Consider the following 18,576-nt stretch of genomic DNA (forward strand, 5'->3'; position numbering starts at 1 on the left):
GGCGGCACGGGCCCGCCCCGCCCGGCCGGCCCGCCGGCTACGCCGGTGGCTTGATGTAGTCCTCCAGGCGGGCCACCGCGAAGCCCTGCTCCTGGATCCGGGCGAGCAGCTCGCCGAACATCTGGGTCATCGTCTCGCCCTTGAGGTCCTTGGGGCCCCGGAAGTGGGCGAGGATGATGTCGCCGGGCTTCAGCTTCTTGTCGGCCGCCTGGTACTGCATGTCGTGGATCTGCATCGACTCCCGCCAGAGCACGATCGCCCTGGGCCCGCACTGCTGGACCGCCGTGTTGAGCGCGGGGGTGTGGGCGCCGTCGCCGTACGGCGGGCGGAACAGCATCGGGGCCACGCCGTACTGCTGGGTGAGCGCGGCCTGCGCGTCGCACACCTCGGACTTCTGGACCTCGGCCGGCTTGGTGCTCATCGCCGGATGGTCGGTGGTGTGGTTGTGGATGTGGTTGCCGAGGGCCTTCAACGGCTTGAAATAGCCGTAGTCGTTCTTGACGATGTCGCGGGTCAGGAACATCGAGACCGGCACCTTGAGGTCGGTGAGCATCTCGACGAACTTCGGGTCCTTCTCGGCGCCGTCGTCGAGGGTGACGAAGACGACCTTGTCGGAGGTCGGGACTTCGCTGAAGACCGGCACCGCGCCGGTGGCGGTGAGCTTCAGCGGCTTGTCCGCGGGCGGCGCCGGGGCGGGCGGCAGTGGCTTCAGGTTCCACTTCGCCCAGACCGCGACGGCCGCGTCGGCGGCCGGCGAGGCCGGGTCGCCACGGGTCGGCGCCGGCGGCCGGGAGGCGGCCGGCGAGCCCGCTCCGGTGGCCGGCGGGCCGCTCGGCACCTCGGGGGCGGCGCTCCCGCAGCCGGCCACCAGCGCGGTCAGCGCCAGCGCCCCCGCCGCGTACGTCCTCGTCCTGTTCCAGCCGTACCGCTCCACCGCGCCGTGCCCCCCAGATCGTTCAGCAGACTCCCAGGAAGCACGCTACCGGCCGGCGACCGGTTCCCCCCGCAGGGCGCTACTCGACGTGTTGGCTGGTGAACTCCCAGCGGTGGACCGGCCGGGCGAGCAGGTCCGCGGGCGGGTCGGCGACCGCCACCGGGGCCCCCTCCCACCAGGTGATCAGCAGCACCCGGCCGCCCGGCGCGGCGAGCACCTCGGCCCGGACCGGGCCCGCGGAGCCGCGCAGCGCGGGCAGCGCGGTGCCGTGCACCCAGGCGGCCAGCTCGGCGGCCCGGCCGTCGGCCGCCCGGGCCTCCCACATCGCGGCGACGGTCACCGGCCGCCGCCGAGCGCCCGGTAGGCCTGGCCGTGGACGTCGCCGTGCAGGTCGGCCTGCTGCCCGCCCTGCCCGCCGCCGGCCGGTCCGGCCGCGGGCACGTGCACCTCGGTGACCGGCAGCGAGGAGTCCGCGGAGAGGTCGGCGGAGGACGGCGTACGGCCCCGCCAGACCATCTCGGACCCGAGCGCGGCGACCATCGCGCCGTTGTCGGTGCACAGGCCCGGACGCGGCACCCGCAGCCGGATGCCGGCCTTGTCGCAGCGCTGCTGGGCCATCTCGCGCAGCCGCGAGTTGGCGGCCACGCCGCCGCCGATCATCAGGTGGTCCACGCCGCTGTCCTTGCAGGCCTTGACGGCCTTGCGGGTCAGCACGTCGGTGACCGCCTCCTGGAAGGAGGCCGCGACGTCCGCGACCGGGACGTCCTCGCCGGCCCGGCGCTTCGCCTCGACCCAGCGGGCCACGGCGGTCTTCAGGCCGGAGAAGGAGAAGTCGTACGCCGGGTCCTTCGCGCCGCTCAGCCCGCGCGGGAAGGCGATCGCCTTCGGGTCGCCCTCGCGGGCCATCCGGTCGACCACCGGGCCGCCGGGGAACCCGAGGCCGAGCACCCGCGCGACCTTGTCGAAGGCCTCGCCGGCCGCGTCGTCGATGGTCGCGCCGAGCGGGCGGACGTCGCTGGTGATGTCCTCGCTGAGCAGCAGCGAGGAGTGCCCGCCGGAGACCAGCAGGGCCATCGTGGGCGAGGGCAGCCGGCCGTGCTCCAGCTGGTCCACGCAGATGTGCGAGGCGAGGTGGTTGACCCCGTACAGCGGCTTGTCCAGCGCCCAGGCGTAGGCCTTCGCGGCACTGACCCCGACCAGCAGGGCGCCCGCCAGGCCGGGCCCGGCGGTGACGGCGATGCCGTCCAGGTCGGAGGCCTTGACGCCGGCCGTGTCCAGCGCCCGCTGGATGGTCGGGACCATCGCCTCCAGGTGCGCGCGGCTGGCGATCTCGGGCACCACGCCGCCGAAGCGGGCGTGGTCGTTGACGCTGGAGGCGACGGCGTCGGCGAGCAGGGTGGTACCGCGGACGATGCCTACGCCGGTCTCGTCGCAGGAGGTCTCGATGCCGAGGACGAGCGGTTCGTCAGCCATGGCGGGGGTCCTTCATCACGTCGGTCTTCGGATCGGTGCTCGGGTGGTCGAGGCGCATCACCAGCGCGTCCACGTCGGCGGGCTGGTAGTAGCCGCGCCGGATGCCGACCGGCTCGAACCCGAAACGCTCGTACAGGCGCTGGGCGCGCGGGTTGTCCACCCGCACCTCCAGCAGCAGTTCGGTGCAGCCGCGCCGGGCGGACTCCCGGATCAGGTCGGCGAGCAGCACGGCGCCGAGGCCGGCGCCCTGCAGCGGCTCGTCGACGGCGATGGTCTGCACGTCGCCCTCGCCGGCCACCACCATCAGGCCGGCGTAGCCGGCCACGGCGCCGTCGGGGGTGGTGGCGACGGTGTAGTGGCGGGTACCGCCGGGGTGGGTCTCGGCCAGCTCGGACCAGTACATGCCGGTGGACCAGGCGTCCTCGGGGAAGAGCCGCAGTTCCAGTTCCATCACCGGGGCGATGTCCCACCAGCGCATGGGTCGCAGGGTGGTCCCGCCGGGGCCGGCGGCGCCGTTCGGGCCGGGGGTCACGCCGGGAGCACCGCCTTGTACCCGGCGGGGACCTGCGCGTCGGGGCGCCGCAGGTACAGCGGGACGCAGGGCAGCAGCTCCCGCCCGGCGGCCAGCTCGGCGGCGGCGAAGGCGGCCAGCGCGCCGGCCGACACGTGCTCGGGGCCGGTCGCGCCCGGGAAACCGTCCGGGTAGAGCAGCGCGCCGGCGCCGACCGAGCGCGGGCCGGGCGTCAGCTCGGCCGGGCGGTCCACCGCCGGGCCGGCGGTCCGGGCGCCGTCGGCGTCGTACGAGGCCCAGTAGACCTCCTTGCGGCGCGCGTCGGTGGCGACGGTGAACGGCCCGGCGAGGCCCTCGGCGCGAGCCTGGTGGGCGATCGCGTCGAGGGTGCAGACGCCGTGCACGGGCAGGCCGAGCGCGTGGCCGAGCGCGGCGGCGGTGACCAGGCCGACCCGCAGGCCGGTGTACGGGCCGGGCCCGACGCCCACCACGACGCCGGTCAGCCGGTGCTTGTCGACGCCGGCCTCCCGCAGCACCTGGTCGACGGCGGGCAGGAGCAGCTCACCGTGGCGTCTGGCGTCGACCGTGAAGGTCTCGGCGAGGACGGCCGTGCCGTCGTGGACGGCCGCGGTGACGGCGGGGGTTGCGGTGTCGAACGCGAGCAGCAGCACGGGTCCAGGTTAGTTGGTCCCGCGGGTCGGCCTCCGTCGGTCCCGCGGGTCGGTCCTCGTCGCTCCCGCCGGCCGGATTTCCGTGCCAGGACGGAACACACGTCCGGATCGGTGCGGGCGCGCCCGGCGGACCTGGCACGATTGGGGCCGACGGTTCCGGACAGCGGTGGGAGCACACGTGGCGAAGATGGGTCCTGGAGTGGTGGTCACCGGGCTGACCCTGGGGGCTCTGGCCTTGGTGAGCCTGCTGGCTTTCCAGGCCAACGGCGCCGTGGACCGGGCCGGCGGGCCGCCGAAGCCGACCGCGAGCACCGCCTCCCCCGGCCCCTCCGCCTCCACCGCGGCGCCGACCGCCTCCGCCACACCGACGATCCCCGCGCTGCCCGCCACCTCGGGCACCGGCCTGCGGGTGGTGTACTCGCTCGGGACGCACACCGTCTGGCTGGTCGATCCCAAGAAGACGCCGCAGGTCGTGGCGGCCTTCACGGTGACGCCGGGCTCGGTCGAGCCGACCGCGGGCAGCTACACCGTCTACAGCCGGCGGCCCACCACCACCGGCACCGACGGCAAGCAGATCGAGCACGTGGTGCTGTTCGCCCAGCAGAACGGCATCGTCTTCGGCTTCAGCGCGGCCCAGGACGGCGCGCTGCCGACGCCCGACCCGGCCGTGAAGACCGGCGGCATCCGGCAGAGCCGGCAGAACGGCCAGCTGCTCTGGGACTTCGCGCCGAACGGGACCAAGGTCGTGGTCGTCGCCTGAGACCGGTCCTCACCGTCCGAGCATGCTCCGGCCGGGTGCCGGCCCGTGGGATCCCGGGGGCCGGGGCGGGACGGGTGCGGTCAGGCGGCGGTACGCCGTTCCCCGCGGCGCCCGGGCGGCGTGGACACGGCCTCGGCGGCGGCGCAGGAGGCCAGCAGCGTACGCATCGCGACCCCGGGCAGGGGTGCGGCGGCCGCGGCCTCGTCAGGGCGTCGGCCCTGGCCGGAGGCAGGACGGGCGGGCTCGCCGGCCCGGTCACGCGACGCGCGATCCGGGGCGGGGGTGGTGCTCGACATGGCGCCTCCCTAGTTAGGCAGACCTAACCGCAGCACCCATCCCACCACGCCCGGCACCCCGGCCGCAACATCTTCCCGACAGCCTGTCGGAACCCTGCCCGTCGCAACCCGCCCGGCGGTCAGTCCTCCGCCAGCGCCGCCAGCTCCACCGTGTCCCAGCGCCGGCCGAGCCCGGTCAGCACCACCCGGCGCGGGTCCGCGTCGTCCCCGGCCTCCTCCTCGGCGGCCGGCGTCCCGTCCGGGCCGGCGTGCGCGGCGCCGCCGAGGGCGCGCTCGATCCGCACCTCCAACCGGTCCTCCGAGAGCTGCTCGACCTTGCCCTCGCCCCACTCGACCACCACCACCGACTCCGGCAGCGAGACGTCCAGGTCGAGGTCCTCCATCTCGTCCAGGCCGCCGCCCAGCCGGTACGCGTCCACGTGCACCAGCGCCGGGCCGCCGACCAGGGACGGGTGCACCCGGGCGATCACGAAGGTCGGCGAGGTGACGGCGCCGCGCACCCCGAGCCCCTCCCCCAGGCCGCGGGTCAGCGTGGTCTTGCCGGCGCCCAGTTCGCCGGAGAGCAGCACCAGGTCCCCCGGGCGCAGCAGCCCGGCCAGTTCGCGGCCGAGCCGGCCCATCCGCTCGGGGGTGGGAACGGTGAGAGTGGCGTGCGAGCCCATGCGCGTGTCATGCCCTTCGGATCCGTGCGGCGCCGCCGGTCGAGCGCCACCGCTACGGTGCCACATCCGCGGGCCGGTCCGCGTCGGCCCGGAACCGGACCGGGCGCCGGACCGGGCGCCGCGGGCTCACTCGGGCTGCCCGGCCTCCCGGACGGACGGCGGCAGCGGCGCCGCGCCGGCGTACTCGACGGCCTGCTGGAGCAGCGCGGCCAGCCGGCGGTCGACCAGCTCGGGGCGCTCCAGCATCACCAGGTGACCGGCGTTCTCCACCAGCAGCAGTTCGGCGTCCGGCAGCTCCCGGGCGATCGCCTCGCTGTGGGCGGGCGGGGTGAGCAGGTCCCTGGTGCCGGCCAGGACGAGCGCCGGGATGCCGCGCATGGCGGCCAGCGCGGCGTGCTTGTCGTGCCGGCCGAAGGCCGGGTAGAACTCGGCGACCACGTCGATCGGGGTGGCGTCCAGCAGTTGCTCGGCGAACCGGGCCACGCCGGGGTCGACGTCCTGGGTGCCGAAGGAGAACCGGCGGTAGAAGACGGCCGCGAAGTCCGCGCCGAACCGCCGGGTGGCCTCGACCAGTTCGACCTGGCGGCCGAGCAGCTTCATCATCCCGGGGGCGACCCGCCGGAAGACCTTCGCCCCGAAGGCCGGCAGACCGAGGGTGACGCTGTCCCAGTCGCTCGCCAGGGTGCCGACCAGGGCGACGCCGGCCACCCGCTCGCGGAACAGCTCGGGGTGGCGGTCGGCGAGGGCCATCACCGTCATCCCGCCCATCGAGTGCCCGACCAGGACCAGCGGCCCCTCGGGCGCGACGGCGTCGATGACGGCCTTGAGGTCGCCGCCGAGCTGGTCGATGCTGGCCGGCTCGCCGGCCAGGAAGGACCGGGAGCGCTCGGAGCGGCCGTGGCTGCGCTGGTCCCAGAAGACCAGCCGCATGCCCTCGCGCAGCGCGGCGCGCTGGAAGTGCCAGCTGTCCTGGCTGAGGCAGTAGCCGTGGCAGAAGACCACGGTCAGCGGTGCCCCGGCCGGTGCGGCGGAGCCGCCGAACCCGCGGCGGCTGCTGGCCCGCACCAGGGCGCCGGAGCCGGCGAGCAGTCCGGGCAGTCCGCTGCGGTCGACCGGCCCCGCCTCGCCGCGCCGCCGGGCGAACCAGCCGCGTCTGGGGCCCTTCTGCTCCTCGGGGTGCACCTGCACCGGGCCGGGCCAGCCGCTGCCGTCCAGTTCGACGTACAGCTCGGTGCCGTCCGGGGCGGCGACGGTGCGCGGGCGCCCGCGCAGCGAGCCGTACGAGGCGGTGGCGTCCAGCGCCTCCCGGGCCCGGCGGCGCATGGCGCGGCCGACCGTCAGCCGCTCGACCGCGACGCCCGCCGCGGCGCCGGCCGCGACCACGCCGACCGAGATGCCGATCAGCCCGGCCCGGCTGACGCCGGCCGAAGCGGTCTCGGCGGCCCGGGCCACGGCCACGATCGGGCTTCCCCCGCCCTCCTCGCTCATCTCTCCCCGTTCATCTCTCGACGGTCACCGCTCGACGACCGTCCCTCGACGTTCAGCGCCCGGCGTTCATCCCCGGACGGTGCCGACGTAGCGGCGCGGCACCCGGGCGCCGATCCGGGTGACGATCTCGTACGAGATGGTGCCGCAGGCCCGGGCCCAGTCCTCGGCGGTCGGCTCGCCCTGCTCGCCGGAGCCGAAGAGCAGCACCTCGTCCCCGACGGCGGGGACGTCGCCGCCGAGGTCGACCACGAACTGGTCCATCGCGACCCGGCCGGCGACCGTGCGCCACTTGCCGCCTATCTGCACCGGCCCGGTGTTGCTGGCGTGCCGCGGGATGCCGTCGGCGTAGCCGAGCGGCACCAGGCCCAGCGTGGTGGTGCCGGGGGTCGTGTAGTGGTGGCCGTAGCTGACGCCGTGCCCGCCAGGCACCTCTTTGACCAGGGCCAGCCGGGCGGTCAGCGACATCACCGGGCGCAGCCCGAAGTCGGCCGGCCCGCCGACCTCCGGGACGGGCGACAGCCCGTACATCGCGAGGCCCGGCCGGACCAGGTCGTAGTGCGACTGCGGGAGCAGCAACGTGGCCGGCGAGTTCGCCAGGTGCCGGACCTCCGGGCGCAGCCCGGCGGCCTCGGCATGGGCCAGCGCGGCCGCGAAGCCGTCCAGCTGGAGCTGGATGGACGGGTGGCCCGGTTCGTCCGCGGCCGCGAAGTGCGACCAGACGCCGGCCACCGTGAGCAGGCCCTCGGCCTCGGCGCGGCGGGCGGCGGCGACCAGCGCGGGCCAGTCGTGCGGCTGGCAGCCGCCCCGGCCGAGGCCGGTGTCGGCCTTCAGGTGCACCCGGGCGGGGACGCCGCCGGCGCGGACGGCGGCGAGCAGCTCGTCCAGCGCCCACTGCCCGCCGACCGAGACGTCGACGTCGGCGCGCAGCGCCTGCTCCCAGGGGCCGCCCGGGGTCCAGAGCCAGCACAGGATGCGGGCCCGGTCCGGGCCGATGCCGGCGGCCCGCAGGGCCAGCGCCTCCTCCGGCGTGGCGGTGCCGAGCCAGCTCGCGCCGGCTTCGAGGGCCGCCAGGGCGCACGGCAGCGCGCCGTGGCCGTAGGCGTCCGCCTTGACCACGGCCATCACGGCGGGGCCGCCGGTCCGCTCCCGCAGCGCGGCCAGGTTGGCGCGCAGGGCGGCCAGGTCGACGGTCGCCTCGGCCCGATGGTGTCGACCGTCGGCGTCGGTGTCGGTGGCCGGCCCGGTCGTCTTCGCAGTTGTCATCGGGGTCAGTCTCCCAGACCGGGCCGGGTGCCCGCCGAACGCCCCGGCGGCGCGGCGCCCGCCGGAGGGGCCGTCCATCAGTGCCGCCCACCTGGACGGCTGCCCGCGGCGGGCCGCCGGACGTTTGTCCGGGCGTACGGCTGCGGGTCAGGCCGGGCGTCCGTCCGGGCGTACGGGTCGCCGCCCCGCCCGCCCCGACGGGCCTGCGCCGCGCCGCCGTGGACGTCCCGCCAGACGGCGGGCAGCTGCCGGGCCACGTCGGTCGCCGTCACCGGCGCGCCGCGGCCCGCGGCCCGGCGGCCGGCCAGGCCGTGCAGGTAGGCGGCCGCCGAGGCGGCGTCCAGCGGCGCCAGGCCGGCCGCCAGCAGCGAGCCGGCCAGCCCGGCCAGCACGTCGCCGCTGCCGGCCGTGGCCAGCCAGGAGGTGCCGGTCGGATTGACGCGGGCCTCTCCGGTCGGCTCGGCGACCACCGTGGTCGAGCCCTTGAGCAGGGCCGTCGCCCGGTAGGCCGAGGCCAGCCGGTACGCGGTGCGCAGCCGGGCGGCCGCCAGGCCGTCGGCCTGCGGCGGCGGGCCCTGGTCGGCGCCCGCCAGCAGCCGGGCGGCCTCGCCGGTGTGCGGGGTGAGCAGGGTGGGGGCGGTGCGCCCGGCGAGGGCGGCGGGCCCGAGCCGGGCGAGTTCGGTCAGGCCGTCGGCGTCGACCAGCACGGGCACGTCGCTCGCCAGGGCCTCGCGCAGGGCCCGCTCGGCCCCTTCGCCGCCGCCCGGGCCGACCACCCAGGCCTGGACCCGGCCGGCGCCCGCCGGGCCGCCCTCGGTGACCAGCACCTCGGGGAAGCGCCGGACCACCTCCTCGGCCGCCGTCCCCACGTACCGCACCGCGCCGGCGCCGCCGCGCAGCGCGCCGGCCACCGCGAGCAGCGCCGCGCCCGGGTAGCGGGCCGAGCCGGCCGCCACGCCCACCACGCCCCGCCGGTACTTGTCGCTCTCGGTGTCCGGCCGGGGCAGCAGCGCGGCCACGTCCGGGTGCTGCAGGGCCGTCAGGGCGGCCGGCGGCAGGTCCAGCCCGATACCGACCAGCTGCACCGCCCCGGCGTACGAGGCGCCCGGGTCGATCAGCAGGCCCGGCTTGAGGGTGCCGAAGGCGACGGTGACGTCGGCCCGCAGGGCCACGCCGGGCACCTCGCCGGTGTCGGGGTCCACCCCGCTCGGCACGTCCACCGCGACCACCGTGCCGGGCCGCGGCGCCGCGGCGTACGGCTGTGCGGGGGGCCGCAGGCCGCCCCGGCCGCCGATGCCGACGATCCCGTCCAGGGCGAGGTCGGCACCGGTGAAGGCGGCGAGGCCGGCCTCCTGGTCCGTCAGCACCAGGCCGCGGGCGGCCCGCAGTGCGGCGAGGCCGCCGGGGTGGGCCCAGGCGGGGTCGAGCAGGACGGCCGTGACGGCGGCGCCGCGCCGGGCCAGCAGCGCTCCGGCGTACAGGGCGTCACCGCCGTTGTCGCCGCTGCCCGCCAGCACCACCACGCGGCTGCCGTAGACCCTGCCGCGGGCTCCGGCGAGCAGCCGGGCGCAGGTGGCGGCGAGGCCGGCGACGGCCCGCTGCATCAGGGTGCCGTCCGGCAGCCGGGCCATCAGCGCGGCCTCGGCCGCCCGGACCTGCTCGACGGTGTGTGCGTGGCGCATTCCTCGGCCTCCAGGGGCTCGGCGCCGCCGGCTCAGCCTTCGGCGATCACTACCGCCGACGCTACGCCCGCGTCGTGGCTGAGCGACACGTGCCACGACCCGACACCGAGTTCGGCGGCGCGGGCGGCGACCGTCCCGGTGACCCGCAGGACCGGCCGTCCGGAGGGCTCGGTGTGCACCTCGGCGTCGTGCCAGTGCAGTCCGCCGGGCGCGCCGAGGGCCTTGGCCAGCGCCTCCTTGGCGGCGAACCGGGCCGCCAGCGAGGCCGGGGAGCGCCGGGCGCCGGAGGGGAGGGTCAGTTCGGCCGGGGTGAACAGCCGCTCCGCCATCCCGGGTGTGCGCTCCATCGCGGCACCGAACCGGTCGATGGCGGCCACGTCGATGCCGATCCCGATGATCACTCCGGTACTCCTCCGTGTCGTCCGCCGGTGCGTCCGCCCGTGTCGTCGGCGGTGACGGCGGCCCGCTGCCGCGGACCTTACGGCACACTTTCGGGTGAGAGCCGTTGCGAACCCCCGCCCGCCCTGGTCCGTACGCCTACCGTGTCGCGTGGCACGGACCAGCAGGAGGGAGAAAGGCCATGGTCGCCATGCCCGCCGTCGAGCACCCCCTGACCGAGGACGACGTCCTCCAGGCGTTCCTGGAGCTGGAGACACCGGCCGGTTTCAAGGCCGAGCTCATCGAAGGGGAGATCGTCGTGACCCCACCGCCGGACGGTGACCACGAGGACGTGATCGCACGGTTCGCCCGTGCTGTCGCCCGCCACGCAGCGGAGGAGTTGTACGTCAGTGGAGGCAAAGGCCTGATCACACCGAACGGTCGCTTCATCCCTGACGCCACAGTCGCCCCGGTCGGACACTTCCGTGCCCAGGATTCCTGGTCGAAACCGACGGACGTCAGGCTCGTGCTGGAGGACACCTCGACTCGTCCCGACAATGACCGGGGTGTCAAACGCCTCGGCTACGCCGCCGCCGACATCCCCTGCTACCTGCTGGTCGACCGCACCGACGGCAACGTCACGCTCTTCGCCGCCCCGGAGGACGGCGACTACACCGCCCACGTCCAGGTCCCGTTCGGCAAGCCGCTGGACCTGCCGGCGCCGTTCTCCTTCGCGCTCGACACGGCGCCCCTGCGGTAGGGCCCTGGAGTCAGGCACCTCCACCGCAGGGGCGCACGCGCCCGGACGGACTATTCGACCGTGACGGACTTCGCCAGGTTGCGCGGCTGGTCCACCTCGTGGCCCTTGGCGGTGGCCAGCTCGCAGGCGAAGACCTGCAGCGGCACCGTCGAGACCAGCGGCTGCAGCAGCACCGGCGTGGCCGGGATGCGGATCAGGTGGTCGGCGTACGGCACGACCGCCTCGTCGCCCTCCTCGGCGATCACGATGGTCCGCGCACCGCGGGCCCGGATCTCCTGGATGTTGGAGACGATCTTGTCGTGCAGGATCGACCGGCCGCGCGGCGAGGGAACGACCACCACGACCGGCAGCCCCTCCTCGATCAGCGCGATCGGGCCGTGCTTGAGCTCGCCCGCCGCGAAGCCCTCGGCGTGCATGTACGCCAGCTCCTTGAGCTTGAGCGCACCCTCCAGGGCCACCGGGAAGCCCACGTGCCGGCCGAGGAACAGCACCGACTTGGCGTCGGCCAGCGAGCGGGCCAGCTCACGGACCGGCTCCATGGTCTCCAGCACCTGCTCGATCGCCTTCGGGGCGCCGCCGAGCTCCTTGATGACGGCGAAGATCTCGTCGCCCCACTTGGTGCCGCGGACCTGGCCGAGGTACAGCGCGACCAGGTAGCAGGCGACCAGCTGGGTCAGGAACGCCTTGGTGGAGGCGACCGCGACCTCGGGGCCGGCGTGGGTGTAGAGCACCGCGTCGGACTCGCGCGGGATGGTCGAGCCGTTGGTGTTGCAGATCGCCAGCACCTTGGCGCCCTGCTCGCGGGCGTGCCGCAGCGCCATCAGGGTGTCCATGGTCTCGCCGGACTGCGAGATGGCGATGACCAGCGTCCGCTCGTCCAGGATCGGGTCCCGGTAGCGGAACTCGGAGGCGACCTCGACCTCGCAGGCGATCCGGGTCCAGTGCTCGATCGCGTACTTGGCGATCATGCCGGCGTGGAAGGCGGTGCCGCAGGCGACGATGACGACCTTGTCGACGGCGCGCAGGTCCGCGTCGGCGATCCGCAGCTCGTCCAGGGTGAGCCGGCCGTCGGTGCCGATCCGGCCGAGGAGGGTGTCGGCGACGGCCTTCGGCTGCTCGGCGATCTCCTTGAGCATGAAGTAGTCGTAGCCGCCCTTCTCGGCGGCGGAGGCGTCCCAGTCGACGTGGTACTCGCGCACCTCGGCGGGGGTCCCGTCGAAGTTGGTGACGGTCACCGCGTCGTGGCGCAGCTCGACGACCTGGTCCTGGCCCAGCTCCAGCGCCTCCCGGGTGTGCGCGATGAACGCCGACACGTCGGAGGCGAGGAAGTTCTCGCCCACGCCGCGCCCGACCACCAGCGGCGAGTTGCGGCGCGCGCCGACGACCACGTCCGGGGCGTCCGCGTGCACGGCGACGAGGGTGAAGGCACCGTCCAGCCGGCGGCAGACCACCCGCATGGCCTCCGCCAGGTCACCCTGGTAGGCCTCGCCCAGCAGGTGGGCGACGACCTCGGTGTCGGTCTCCGAGCGCAGCGTGTGGCCGCGCTCGGCGAGCTCCGCCCGCAGCTGGGCGAAGTTCTCGATGATGCCGTTGTGGACGACCGCGACCTTGGCGGCGTCGTCCAGGTGGGGGTGGGCGTTGGCGTCCGTCGGGCCGCCGTGGGTGGCCCAGCGGGTGTGGCCGATGCCGGTGGTGCCGCCGGGAAGAGGGGTCTCGGCGAGCGACTTCTCGAGGTTGGCGAGCTTGCCCGCCCGCTTGTCGGTGGCGAGGCTCCACTGCCCGTCGGAGCCAAGGGTCTGGACGGCCACACCGGCGGAGTCGTACCCCCGGTACTCCAGCCGTTGCAGGCCTGCGATTACTACGTCAAGAGCGGGCTGAGCGCCCACGTATCCAACAATTCCGCACATGCGTGCCAGCATAAGGGCCGCCCAGGCGTGGCCTCATCCCGTGTGCGAAACCCCGCGTGACAGACACCACAGCGTGCCGGGGAGCCCGCACGGCCCACAATGGAGCACGTGCTGACCGAACTCTGTACGCGGGGCGCCGCCACGCCCGGCCCCTCCCCGTCCCCGTACGTGGACCTGAGCCGGGCCGAGTGGAGCGCGCTGCGCGAGCGTACGCCGCTGCCGCTGACCGCCGAGGAGGTGGAACGGCTCCGCGGTCTGGGCACCGCCCTGGACCTCGACGAGGTCCGGGACGTCTACCTCCCGCTGTCCCGGCTGCTGAACCTCTACATCCACGCCACGCACGAGCTGCGCGGGGCCGTGGGCACCTTCCTGGACACCGGGGACACCGAGCGCACCCGCACGCCGTTCATCATCGGGGTGGCCGGTTCGGTGGCGGTCGGCAAGTCGACCACCGCACGGCTGCTGAAGGCCCTGCTGGCCCGCTGGCCCGAGCACCCCCGGGTCGAGCTGGTGACCACCGACGGGTTCCTGCTGCCCAACGCCGAGCTGCGCCGGCGCGGCCTGATGGCGCGCAAGGGGTTCCCCGAGTCGTACGACCGGCGGGCGCTGATGCGGTTCGTCGCGGACGTGAAGGCCGGCAAGGAGCGGGTCACCGCCCCGGTGTACTCGCACCTGGTGTACGACATCGTGCCGGACGAGCGCCTCACCGTGGAGCGCCCGGACATCCTGATCGTCGAGGGGCTGAACGTCCTGCAGCCGGCCCTGCCCGGCACCGACGGCCGCACCCGGCTCGCGGTCGCGGACTACTTCGACTTCTCGATCTACGTCGACGCCCGCACCGACGACATCGAGAACTGGTACCTGTCGCGGTTCAAGAAGCTGCGGGACACCGCCTTCCAGAACCCGAACTCCTACTTCCGCCGCTTCACCGAGGTGCCGGAGGAGGAGGCGATGGACTACGGCCGTCAGGTCTGGCGCACCATCAACAAGCCCAACCTGGTGGAGAACGTCCTGCCCACCCGGGGCCGGGCCACCCTGATCCTGCAGAAGGGCGCCGACCACAAGGTCCGCAGGGCGCTGCTGCGCAAGCTCTGAGTCCGGGTCACCCCGTGCAGAGGTCGGCGCCCCGCCGGGAGGATCTCCGGCGGGGCGCCGACCGTTGTCCGGGGTGACGGTCACCCAGGTGACGGCGTCTCAGCCCTGGTGCGTGCGGACGTCTCAGCCCAGGTGGGTGCGGACGACCTCGGCCAGCCGCTCGGCGACGGCCTTGGCCTGCACCTGGTCCGCGGCCTCGACCATCACCCGGACCAGCGGCTCGGTGCCGGACGGGCGCAGCAGCACCCGGCCGGTGCCGCCGAGCTCGGCCTCGGCCTCGGCGACGGCGGCGGTCAGCTCGGGGCAGCTGTCCACCCGGCTCTTGTCGACACCCTTGACGTTGATCAGGAGCTGCGGCAGCCGGGTCATCACGGCGGCGAGGTCGGCCAGCGGCTGCTTGGTGGCGGCGAGCCGCGCGCCCAGCATCAGGCCGGTCAGGGTGCCGTCACCGGTGGTGGCGTGGTCCAGCAGGATGACGTGGCCGGACTGCTCGCCGCCGAGGGCGAAGCCGTGCTGCTTCATCTCCTCCAGCACGTAGCGGTCGCCGACCGCGGTCTGGACGAGGTCGATGCCCTCGCGCTCCATGGCCAGCTTGAAGCCCAGGTTGGACATCACGGTGGCCACGGCGGTGTTGCCGCGCAGCGTGCCGGCCTCCCGCATGGCCACCGCGAGGATGGCGATGATCTGGTCACCGTCGACCTCGTTGCCGTCGGCGTCGGCGGCCAGGCACCGGTCGGCGTCGCCGTCGAGGGCGATGCCGAGGTCGGCCCGGTGCTCGGTCATCGCGGCGCGCAGCTTGTCCAGGTGGGTGGAGCCGACGCCGTCGTTGATGTTGAGGCCGGTGGGCTCGGCCCCCAGGGTGTGGACGACCTCGGCGCCGGCCCGGGCGAACGCCTCCGGGGCGACCCGGGCGGCCGCGCCGTGCGCGCCGTCGATGACGACCTTGACGCCGTCCAGGCGGTTCGGCAGCACGCCGATCAGGTGGGCGACGTACTTGTCGAAGCCCTCGGTGTACTCGCGCACCCGGCCGACGGCCGCGCCGGTGGGCCGCTTCCACTCCTCGCCGGCGCCTTCGCGGTAGCGGTGGTAGTGCGCCTCGATGGCGTCCTCGATGCGGTCGTCCAGCTTGTGGCCGCCGCGCGCGAGGAACTTGATGCCGTTGTCGGGCATCGCGTTGTGGCTGGCGGAGAGCATCACGCCGAGGTCGGCGCCGAGCGCGCCGGTCAGGTAGGCCACGGCCGGCGTGGGCAGCACGCCGACCCGCAGGACGTCGACGCCCGCGCTCGCCAGGCCGGCGATGACGGCGGCCTCCAGGAACTCACCGGACGCCCGGGGATCGCGGCCGACCACAGCGACCGGACGATGCCCGTCGAAAGCGCCCGCGTCGCCGAGAACATGCGCGGCGGCCACCGAGAGGCCCAGGGCCAGTTCGGCCGTCAGGCCTTCGTTGGCCACACCGCGTACGCCGTCCGTACCGAAGAGTCGTCCCACTGTCCTGTCCTCCATTGCCGCTGCTGGCAGTCATCCTGTTGAACCCCCGTCCGCCGCACAACGGCCGGGGAACACGACGCCCCGGAGTACACGAGGTACTCCGGGGCGTATGAGCGCATTCCAGGGGCGCGCACCACCAGGGCGGTACGCACCCCCGGGGGCGCGACTAGCGCTTGCTGTACTGCGGCGCCTTGCGGGCCTTCTTGAGACCGGCCTTCTTGCGCTCGACGGCACGCGCGTCACGCATCAGGAAACCGGCCTTCTTCAGGGCGGCGCGGTTGTTGTCCACGTCCGCCTCGTTCAGGGCACGGGCCACGCCGAGGCGCAGCGCGTAGGCCTGACCGGAGACGCCGCCACCCGAGATGCGGGCGACAACGTCGTAGCGGCCGTCGAGCTCAAGCAGCTTGAAGGGCTCGTTGACGGTCTGCTGGTGCACCTTGTTGGGGAAGTAGTTCTCCAGGGTGCGACCGTTGATCTTCCAGACGCCGGTGCCCGGGACGATGCGCACGCGGGCGATCGCCTCCTTGCGACGGCCGAGGCCGGCGCCCGGGGTGGCCTCGCCGAAGCGGCCGGCCAGCGACTCGGAGGTGTAGCTCTCCTCGGAGGTGTACTCGCCCTCGACGACGGTCTCGTCGAAGTCGACCTCAAGGGTTTCAGTGGTCTCGGCCACGGTGTTCCTCAGCTCCTGCTAATTGGGATGGGGTTTTGGTGGCCGGACTTACTGCTGCGCGACCTGGGTGATCTCGAACGGCACCGGCTGCTGGGCAGCGTGCGGGTGCTGGTCGCCCGAGTAGACCTTCAGCTTCGAGAGCATCTGGCGGCCCAGGGTGTTCTTCGGGATCATGCCCTTGATGGCCTTCTCGACGGCCTTCTCCGGGTTCTTGTCCAGGAGGTCGTCGTAGCGCACCGAGCGGAGACCGCCCGGGAAACCGCTGTGGCGGTAGGCCAGCTTCTGGGTCTTCTTGTTACCCGAGAGGTGCACCTTGTCCGCGTTGATGATGATGACGAAGTCACCAGTGTCAACGTGCGGCGCGTAGATCGCCTTGTGCTTGCCCCGGAGGAGGTTGGCGGCCTGGGAGGCCAGGCGGCCGAGCACGACGTCGGTCGCGTCGATGACGTGCCACTGACGCTGGACGTCGCCGGGCTTGGGGCTGTACGTACGCACGGTCGTAGCCTTCGCTTTTCAGTGAGTGAGTCCTGACAGGAGCACCTGAACGAGAAGAACAGCCTGGCTCGCCTTGGACGCAATTCAAGGGGAGCCGCTGATCGTCGGCCGGGTGTCTCCGGCGTACCGACCTCTCACGTGAGATGGAGCGAGCCAATACGCACAACAAGCGCCCAGCCTACCGGCCGCATCGGTGGGGGTCAAAAACGCCCGCCCGCGGCCGGGTGTGCGGCGGCGGGCGGGCGCTCCCCGCGGGCCCCGGAACCGGTGGAAACCGGGCCTGCGCCGGGTCTGCTCCGGGTCTGCTCCGGGGGTGGATCGGGGGTGGATCGGCCCAGGGGTCAGGGCCGGATCAGCGGTCGCGGACGACCCGGGTCTCGTCCCAGACCGGCTCCGGGGCCTCGTAGACCCGGCCGTCGGAGCCGAACACCAGGAACCGGTCGAAGCTCCGGGCGAACCAGCGGTCGTGCGTGACGCAGAGCACGGTGCCCTCGAAGGCCTCCAGGCCCTCCTGCAGCGCCTCGGCGCTCTCCAGGTCCAGGTTGTCGGTCGGCTCGTCCAGCAACAGCGCAGTGACGCCGGAGAGTTCCAGCTTGAGGATCATCAGCCGGGCCTGCTGGCCGCCGGAGAGCGACTCGAACTTCTGCTCCTCCTGGCGGTCCAGCTCGTAGCGGCGCAGCGCGCCCATCGCGGCCCCGCGGCTGAGCGCGTGCTCCTCCTCGACGATCGACCGGACGGTCCGCCCGAACAGCTCCGGGTGGGCGTGGGTCTGCCGGAAGTGGCCGGGCACCACCCGGGCTCCGAGCTTCCAGCTGCCGGTGTGCTTCACCGACTCGTCGCCGGCCAGCATCCGCAGGAAGTGCGACTTGCCGGAGCCGTTGGAGCCGAGCACCGCGACCCGCTCCCCGTAGAAGACCTCCAGGTCGAAGGGCTTCATCAGGCCGGTCAGTTCCAGGTTCTCCAGGGTGAGCGAACGCACACCGGTGCGGCCGCCCTTGAGCCGCATGGAGATGCTCTGCTCGCGCGGCGGCTCCTCCGGCCGGCCGGCCTCCTCGAACTTCTTCAGCCGGGTCTGCGCGGCCGCGTAGCGGGTGGCCAGGGCGTGGCTGACCGAGGCCGCCTGGCGGAGGTTGACCACCAGCTTCTTCAGCTTGGCGTGCTCCTCGTCCCAGCGGCGGCCGAGCTCCTCGAAGCGGGCGAAGCGCTCCTTGCGGGCCTCGTGGAAGGAGTCGAAGCCGCCGCCGTGCACCCAGACGCTGCTGCCGCCGCCGCCGAACCCGGACTCGACGGCGATGATCTTCTCCGCCGTCCGGGAGAGCAGCTCGCGGTCGTGCGAGATGTACAGCACGGTCTTGGAGGTGGACTTGATGGCCTCCTCCAGCCAGCGCTTGCCGGGGACGTCCAGGTAGTTGTCCGGCTCGTCCAGCAGCAGGACCTCCTCCGGGCCGCGAAGCAGCGCCTCCAGCACGAGCCGCTTCTGCTCACCGCCGGAGAGGGTGTTCAGCCCGCGGAACTGCGCCCGGTCGAAGGGCATGCCCAGGGCCGCCGTGGTGCAGACGTCCCAGTCGGTCTCGTAGTCGTAGCCGTCGGCGTCGGCCCAGTCGGAGAGCGCCTGGGCGTACGCCATCTGGGTCTTCTCGTCGTCCTGCGCCATCATCGCCAGCTCGGCCGCGTCCACCGCCTTGGCGGCCTTGGCGATCCTGGGCGGCGCGACGGAGACCAGCAGGTCCCGTACCGAGGCGTCCGGGGGCAGCGCGCCCGGCGTCTCGCGCTGGTCCTCCCGGCCGGTGGTGCCGACGAACTGGCGCATCACGCCGAGCCCGCCGCTGATCGTGACGGTGCCGCCGTGCGACTGGATGTCCCCGGCGATCATGCGCAGCAGGGTGGTCTTGCCGGCCCCGTTGGCGCCCACCAGGGCGACCGCGGAGCCCTCCCCCACCCGGAAGGACGCGTCGTCGAACAACACCCGCCCGTCCGGCAGGTAGTACTCAAGGTGCGAAATCTCGACGTGTCCCATATGGCGGATTTTGCCAAGAGAAC

19 protein-coding genes are annotated in these 18,576 nt (G+C 74.0%); 3 read left to right on the forward strand and 16 right to left on the reverse strand.

Annotation, left to right across the window (positions count from 1 at the left end; translation table 11 throughout):
- Positions 1-37: 37 nt before the first annotated feature.
- The 5 genes from J2S46_RS16890 to tsaB all read right to left on the reverse strand — a co-directional run bounded on the left by J2S46_RS16890 (position 38) and on the right by tsaB (position 3,589).
- On the reverse strand, positions 38-934 hold the full coding sequence (locus J2S46_RS16890) for a polysaccharide deacetylase family protein (protein WP_191289673.1): 897 nt from the start codon (positions 932-934) through the stop codon (positions 38-40).
- A 79-nt stretch (positions 935-1,013) separates the two neighbouring features.
- Positions 1,014-1,274, reverse strand: a complete 261-nt coding sequence (locus tag J2S46_RS16895; protein ID WP_191289672.1) for a hypothetical protein — start codon at positions 1,272-1,274, stop codon at positions 1,014-1,016.
- Positions 1,271-2,407 carry a tRNA (adenosine(37)-N6)-threonylcarbamoyltransferase complex transferase subunit TsaD gene (gene tsaD, locus J2S46_RS16900; protein WP_229912642.1) on the reverse strand — a complete coding sequence of 379 codons (1,137 nt, stop codon included), beginning with the start codon at positions 2,405-2,407 and terminating at the stop codon, positions 1,271-1,273. Before tsaD ends, J2S46_RS16895 begins: the two co-directional genes overlap by 4 nt.
- On the reverse strand, positions 2,400-2,885 hold the full coding sequence (gene rimI / locus J2S46_RS16905) for a ribosomal protein S18-alanine N-acetyltransferase (protein ID WP_191289781.1): 486 nt from the start codon (positions 2,883-2,885) through the stop codon (positions 2,400-2,402). Before rimI ends, tsaD begins: the two co-directional genes overlap by 8 nt.
- Before the next feature lie 50 nt (positions 2,886-2,935).
- The gene (tsaB, locus tag J2S46_RS16910; RefSeq protein ID WP_191289671.1) at positions 2,936-3,589 is read right to left on the reverse strand and encodes a tRNA (adenosine(37)-N6)-threonylcarbamoyltransferase complex dimerization subunit type 1 TsaB; all 654 of its coding nucleotides are present in this window, start codon (positions 3,587-3,589) and stop codon (positions 2,936-2,938) included.
- Positions 3,590-3,776: 187 nt separating this feature from the next.
- Here tsaB and J2S46_RS16915 point away from each other — a divergent pair, with 187 nt between their 5' ends.
- Positions 3,777-4,349 (forward strand): hypothetical protein, encoded by a 573-nt coding sequence (locus J2S46_RS16915; protein WP_191289780.1) that lies wholly within the window; start codon positions 3,777-3,779, stop codon positions 4,347-4,349.
- An 80-nt stretch (positions 4,350-4,429) separates the two neighbouring features.
- Here the strand turns inward: J2S46_RS16915 and J2S46_RS16920 are convergent, their stop codons facing one another.
- The 6 genes from J2S46_RS16920 to J2S46_RS16945 all read right to left on the reverse strand — a co-directional run bounded on the left by J2S46_RS16920 (position 4,430) and on the right by J2S46_RS16945 (position 10,141).
- Entirely contained in the window at positions 4,430-4,645 is a 216-nt protein-coding gene (locus J2S46_RS16920) for a hypothetical protein (protein ID WP_191289796.1), read from the reverse strand.
- A gap of 119 nt (positions 4,646-4,764) precedes the next feature.
- On the reverse strand, positions 4,765-5,307 hold the full coding sequence (gene tsaE / locus J2S46_RS16925; RefSeq protein WP_191289670.1) for a tRNA (adenosine(37)-N6)-threonylcarbamoyltransferase complex ATPase subunit type 1 TsaE: 543 nt from the start codon (positions 5,305-5,307) through the stop codon (positions 4,765-4,767).
- Positions 5,308-5,433: 126 nt separating this feature from the next.
- Positions 5,434-6,795 (reverse strand): alpha/beta fold hydrolase, encoded by a 1,362-nt coding sequence (locus J2S46_RS16930; RefSeq protein WP_191289669.1) that lies wholly within the window; start codon positions 6,793-6,795, stop codon positions 5,434-5,436.
- Positions 6,796-6,861: 66 nt separating this feature from the next.
- Positions 6,862-8,058, reverse strand: coding sequence for an alanine racemase (gene alr, locus J2S46_RS16935; protein ID WP_191289668.1), 1,197 nt, complete (start codon positions 8,056-8,058; stop codon positions 6,862-6,864).
- Positions 8,059-8,135: 77 nt separating this feature from the next.
- Entirely contained in the window at positions 8,136-9,740 is a 1,605-nt protein-coding gene (locus J2S46_RS16940; RefSeq protein ID WP_191289667.1) for an NAD(P)H-hydrate dehydratase, read from the reverse strand.
- Between the two features lie 32 nt (positions 9,741-9,772).
- Positions 9,773-10,141 carry a holo-ACP synthase gene (locus tag J2S46_RS16945; RefSeq protein ID WP_190210852.1) on the reverse strand — a complete coding sequence of 123 codons (369 nt, stop codon included), beginning with the start codon at positions 10,139-10,141 and terminating at the stop codon, positions 9,773-9,775.
- Positions 10,142-10,329: 188 nt separating this feature from the next.
- Between J2S46_RS16945 and J2S46_RS16950 the strand changes: the two genes are divergently transcribed.
- Positions 10,330-10,878: a Uma2 family endonuclease gene (locus J2S46_RS16950; protein ID WP_191289779.1), complete on the forward strand. Its 549-nt coding sequence runs from the start codon at positions 10,330-10,332 to the stop codon at positions 10,876-10,878.
- A 50-nt stretch (positions 10,879-10,928) separates the two neighbouring features.
- Here the strand turns inward: J2S46_RS16950 and glmS are convergent, their stop codons facing one another.
- Positions 10,929-12,785: a glutamine--fructose-6-phosphate transaminase (isomerizing) gene (glmS, locus tag J2S46_RS16955; RefSeq protein ID WP_191289666.1), complete on the reverse strand. Its 1,857-nt coding sequence runs from the start codon at positions 12,783-12,785 to the stop codon at positions 10,929-10,931.
- Positions 12,786-12,884: 99 nt separating this feature from the next.
- Here glmS and coaA point away from each other — a divergent pair, with 99 nt between their 5' ends.
- Positions 12,885-13,880: a type I pantothenate kinase gene (coaA, locus tag J2S46_RS16960; RefSeq protein ID WP_073924282.1), complete on the forward strand. Its 996-nt coding sequence runs from the start codon at positions 12,885-12,887 to the stop codon at positions 13,878-13,880.
- A gap of 123 nt (positions 13,881-14,003) precedes the next feature.
- On the opposite strand, the gene glmM is transcribed toward coaA, so the two are convergent.
- The 4 genes from glmM to J2S46_RS16980 form a co-directional block, all read right to left on the reverse strand.
- Positions 14,004-15,371, reverse strand: a complete 1,368-nt coding sequence (gene glmM, locus J2S46_RS16965) for a phosphoglucosamine mutase (RefSeq protein WP_073924283.1) — start codon at positions 15,369-15,371, stop codon at positions 14,004-14,006.
- Between the two features lie 166 nt (positions 15,372-15,537).
- Complete coding sequence (gene rpsI / locus J2S46_RS16970; RefSeq protein ID WP_073924284.1) at positions 15,538-16,041, reverse strand: 30S ribosomal protein S9; 504 nt, start codon at positions 16,039-16,041, stop codon at positions 15,538-15,540.
- A gap of 48 nt (positions 16,042-16,089) precedes the next feature.
- On the reverse strand, positions 16,090-16,536 hold the full coding sequence (rplM, locus tag J2S46_RS16975) for a 50S ribosomal protein L13 (RefSeq protein ID WP_073924285.1): 447 nt from the start codon (positions 16,534-16,536) through the stop codon (positions 16,090-16,092).
- A gap of 352 nt (positions 16,537-16,888) precedes the next feature.
- A complete protein-coding gene (locus tag J2S46_RS16980) occupies positions 16,889-18,553 on the reverse strand; it encodes an ABC-F family ATP-binding cassette domain-containing protein (RefSeq protein WP_191289665.1) in 1,665 nt (554 codons plus the stop codon).
- Positions 18,554-18,576 lie beyond the last annotated feature (23 nt).

Source organism: Kitasatospora herbaricolor (genome assembly GCF_030813695.1).
GTDB lineage: Bacteria > Actinomycetota > Actinomycetes > Streptomycetales > Streptomycetaceae > Kitasatospora > Kitasatospora herbaricolor.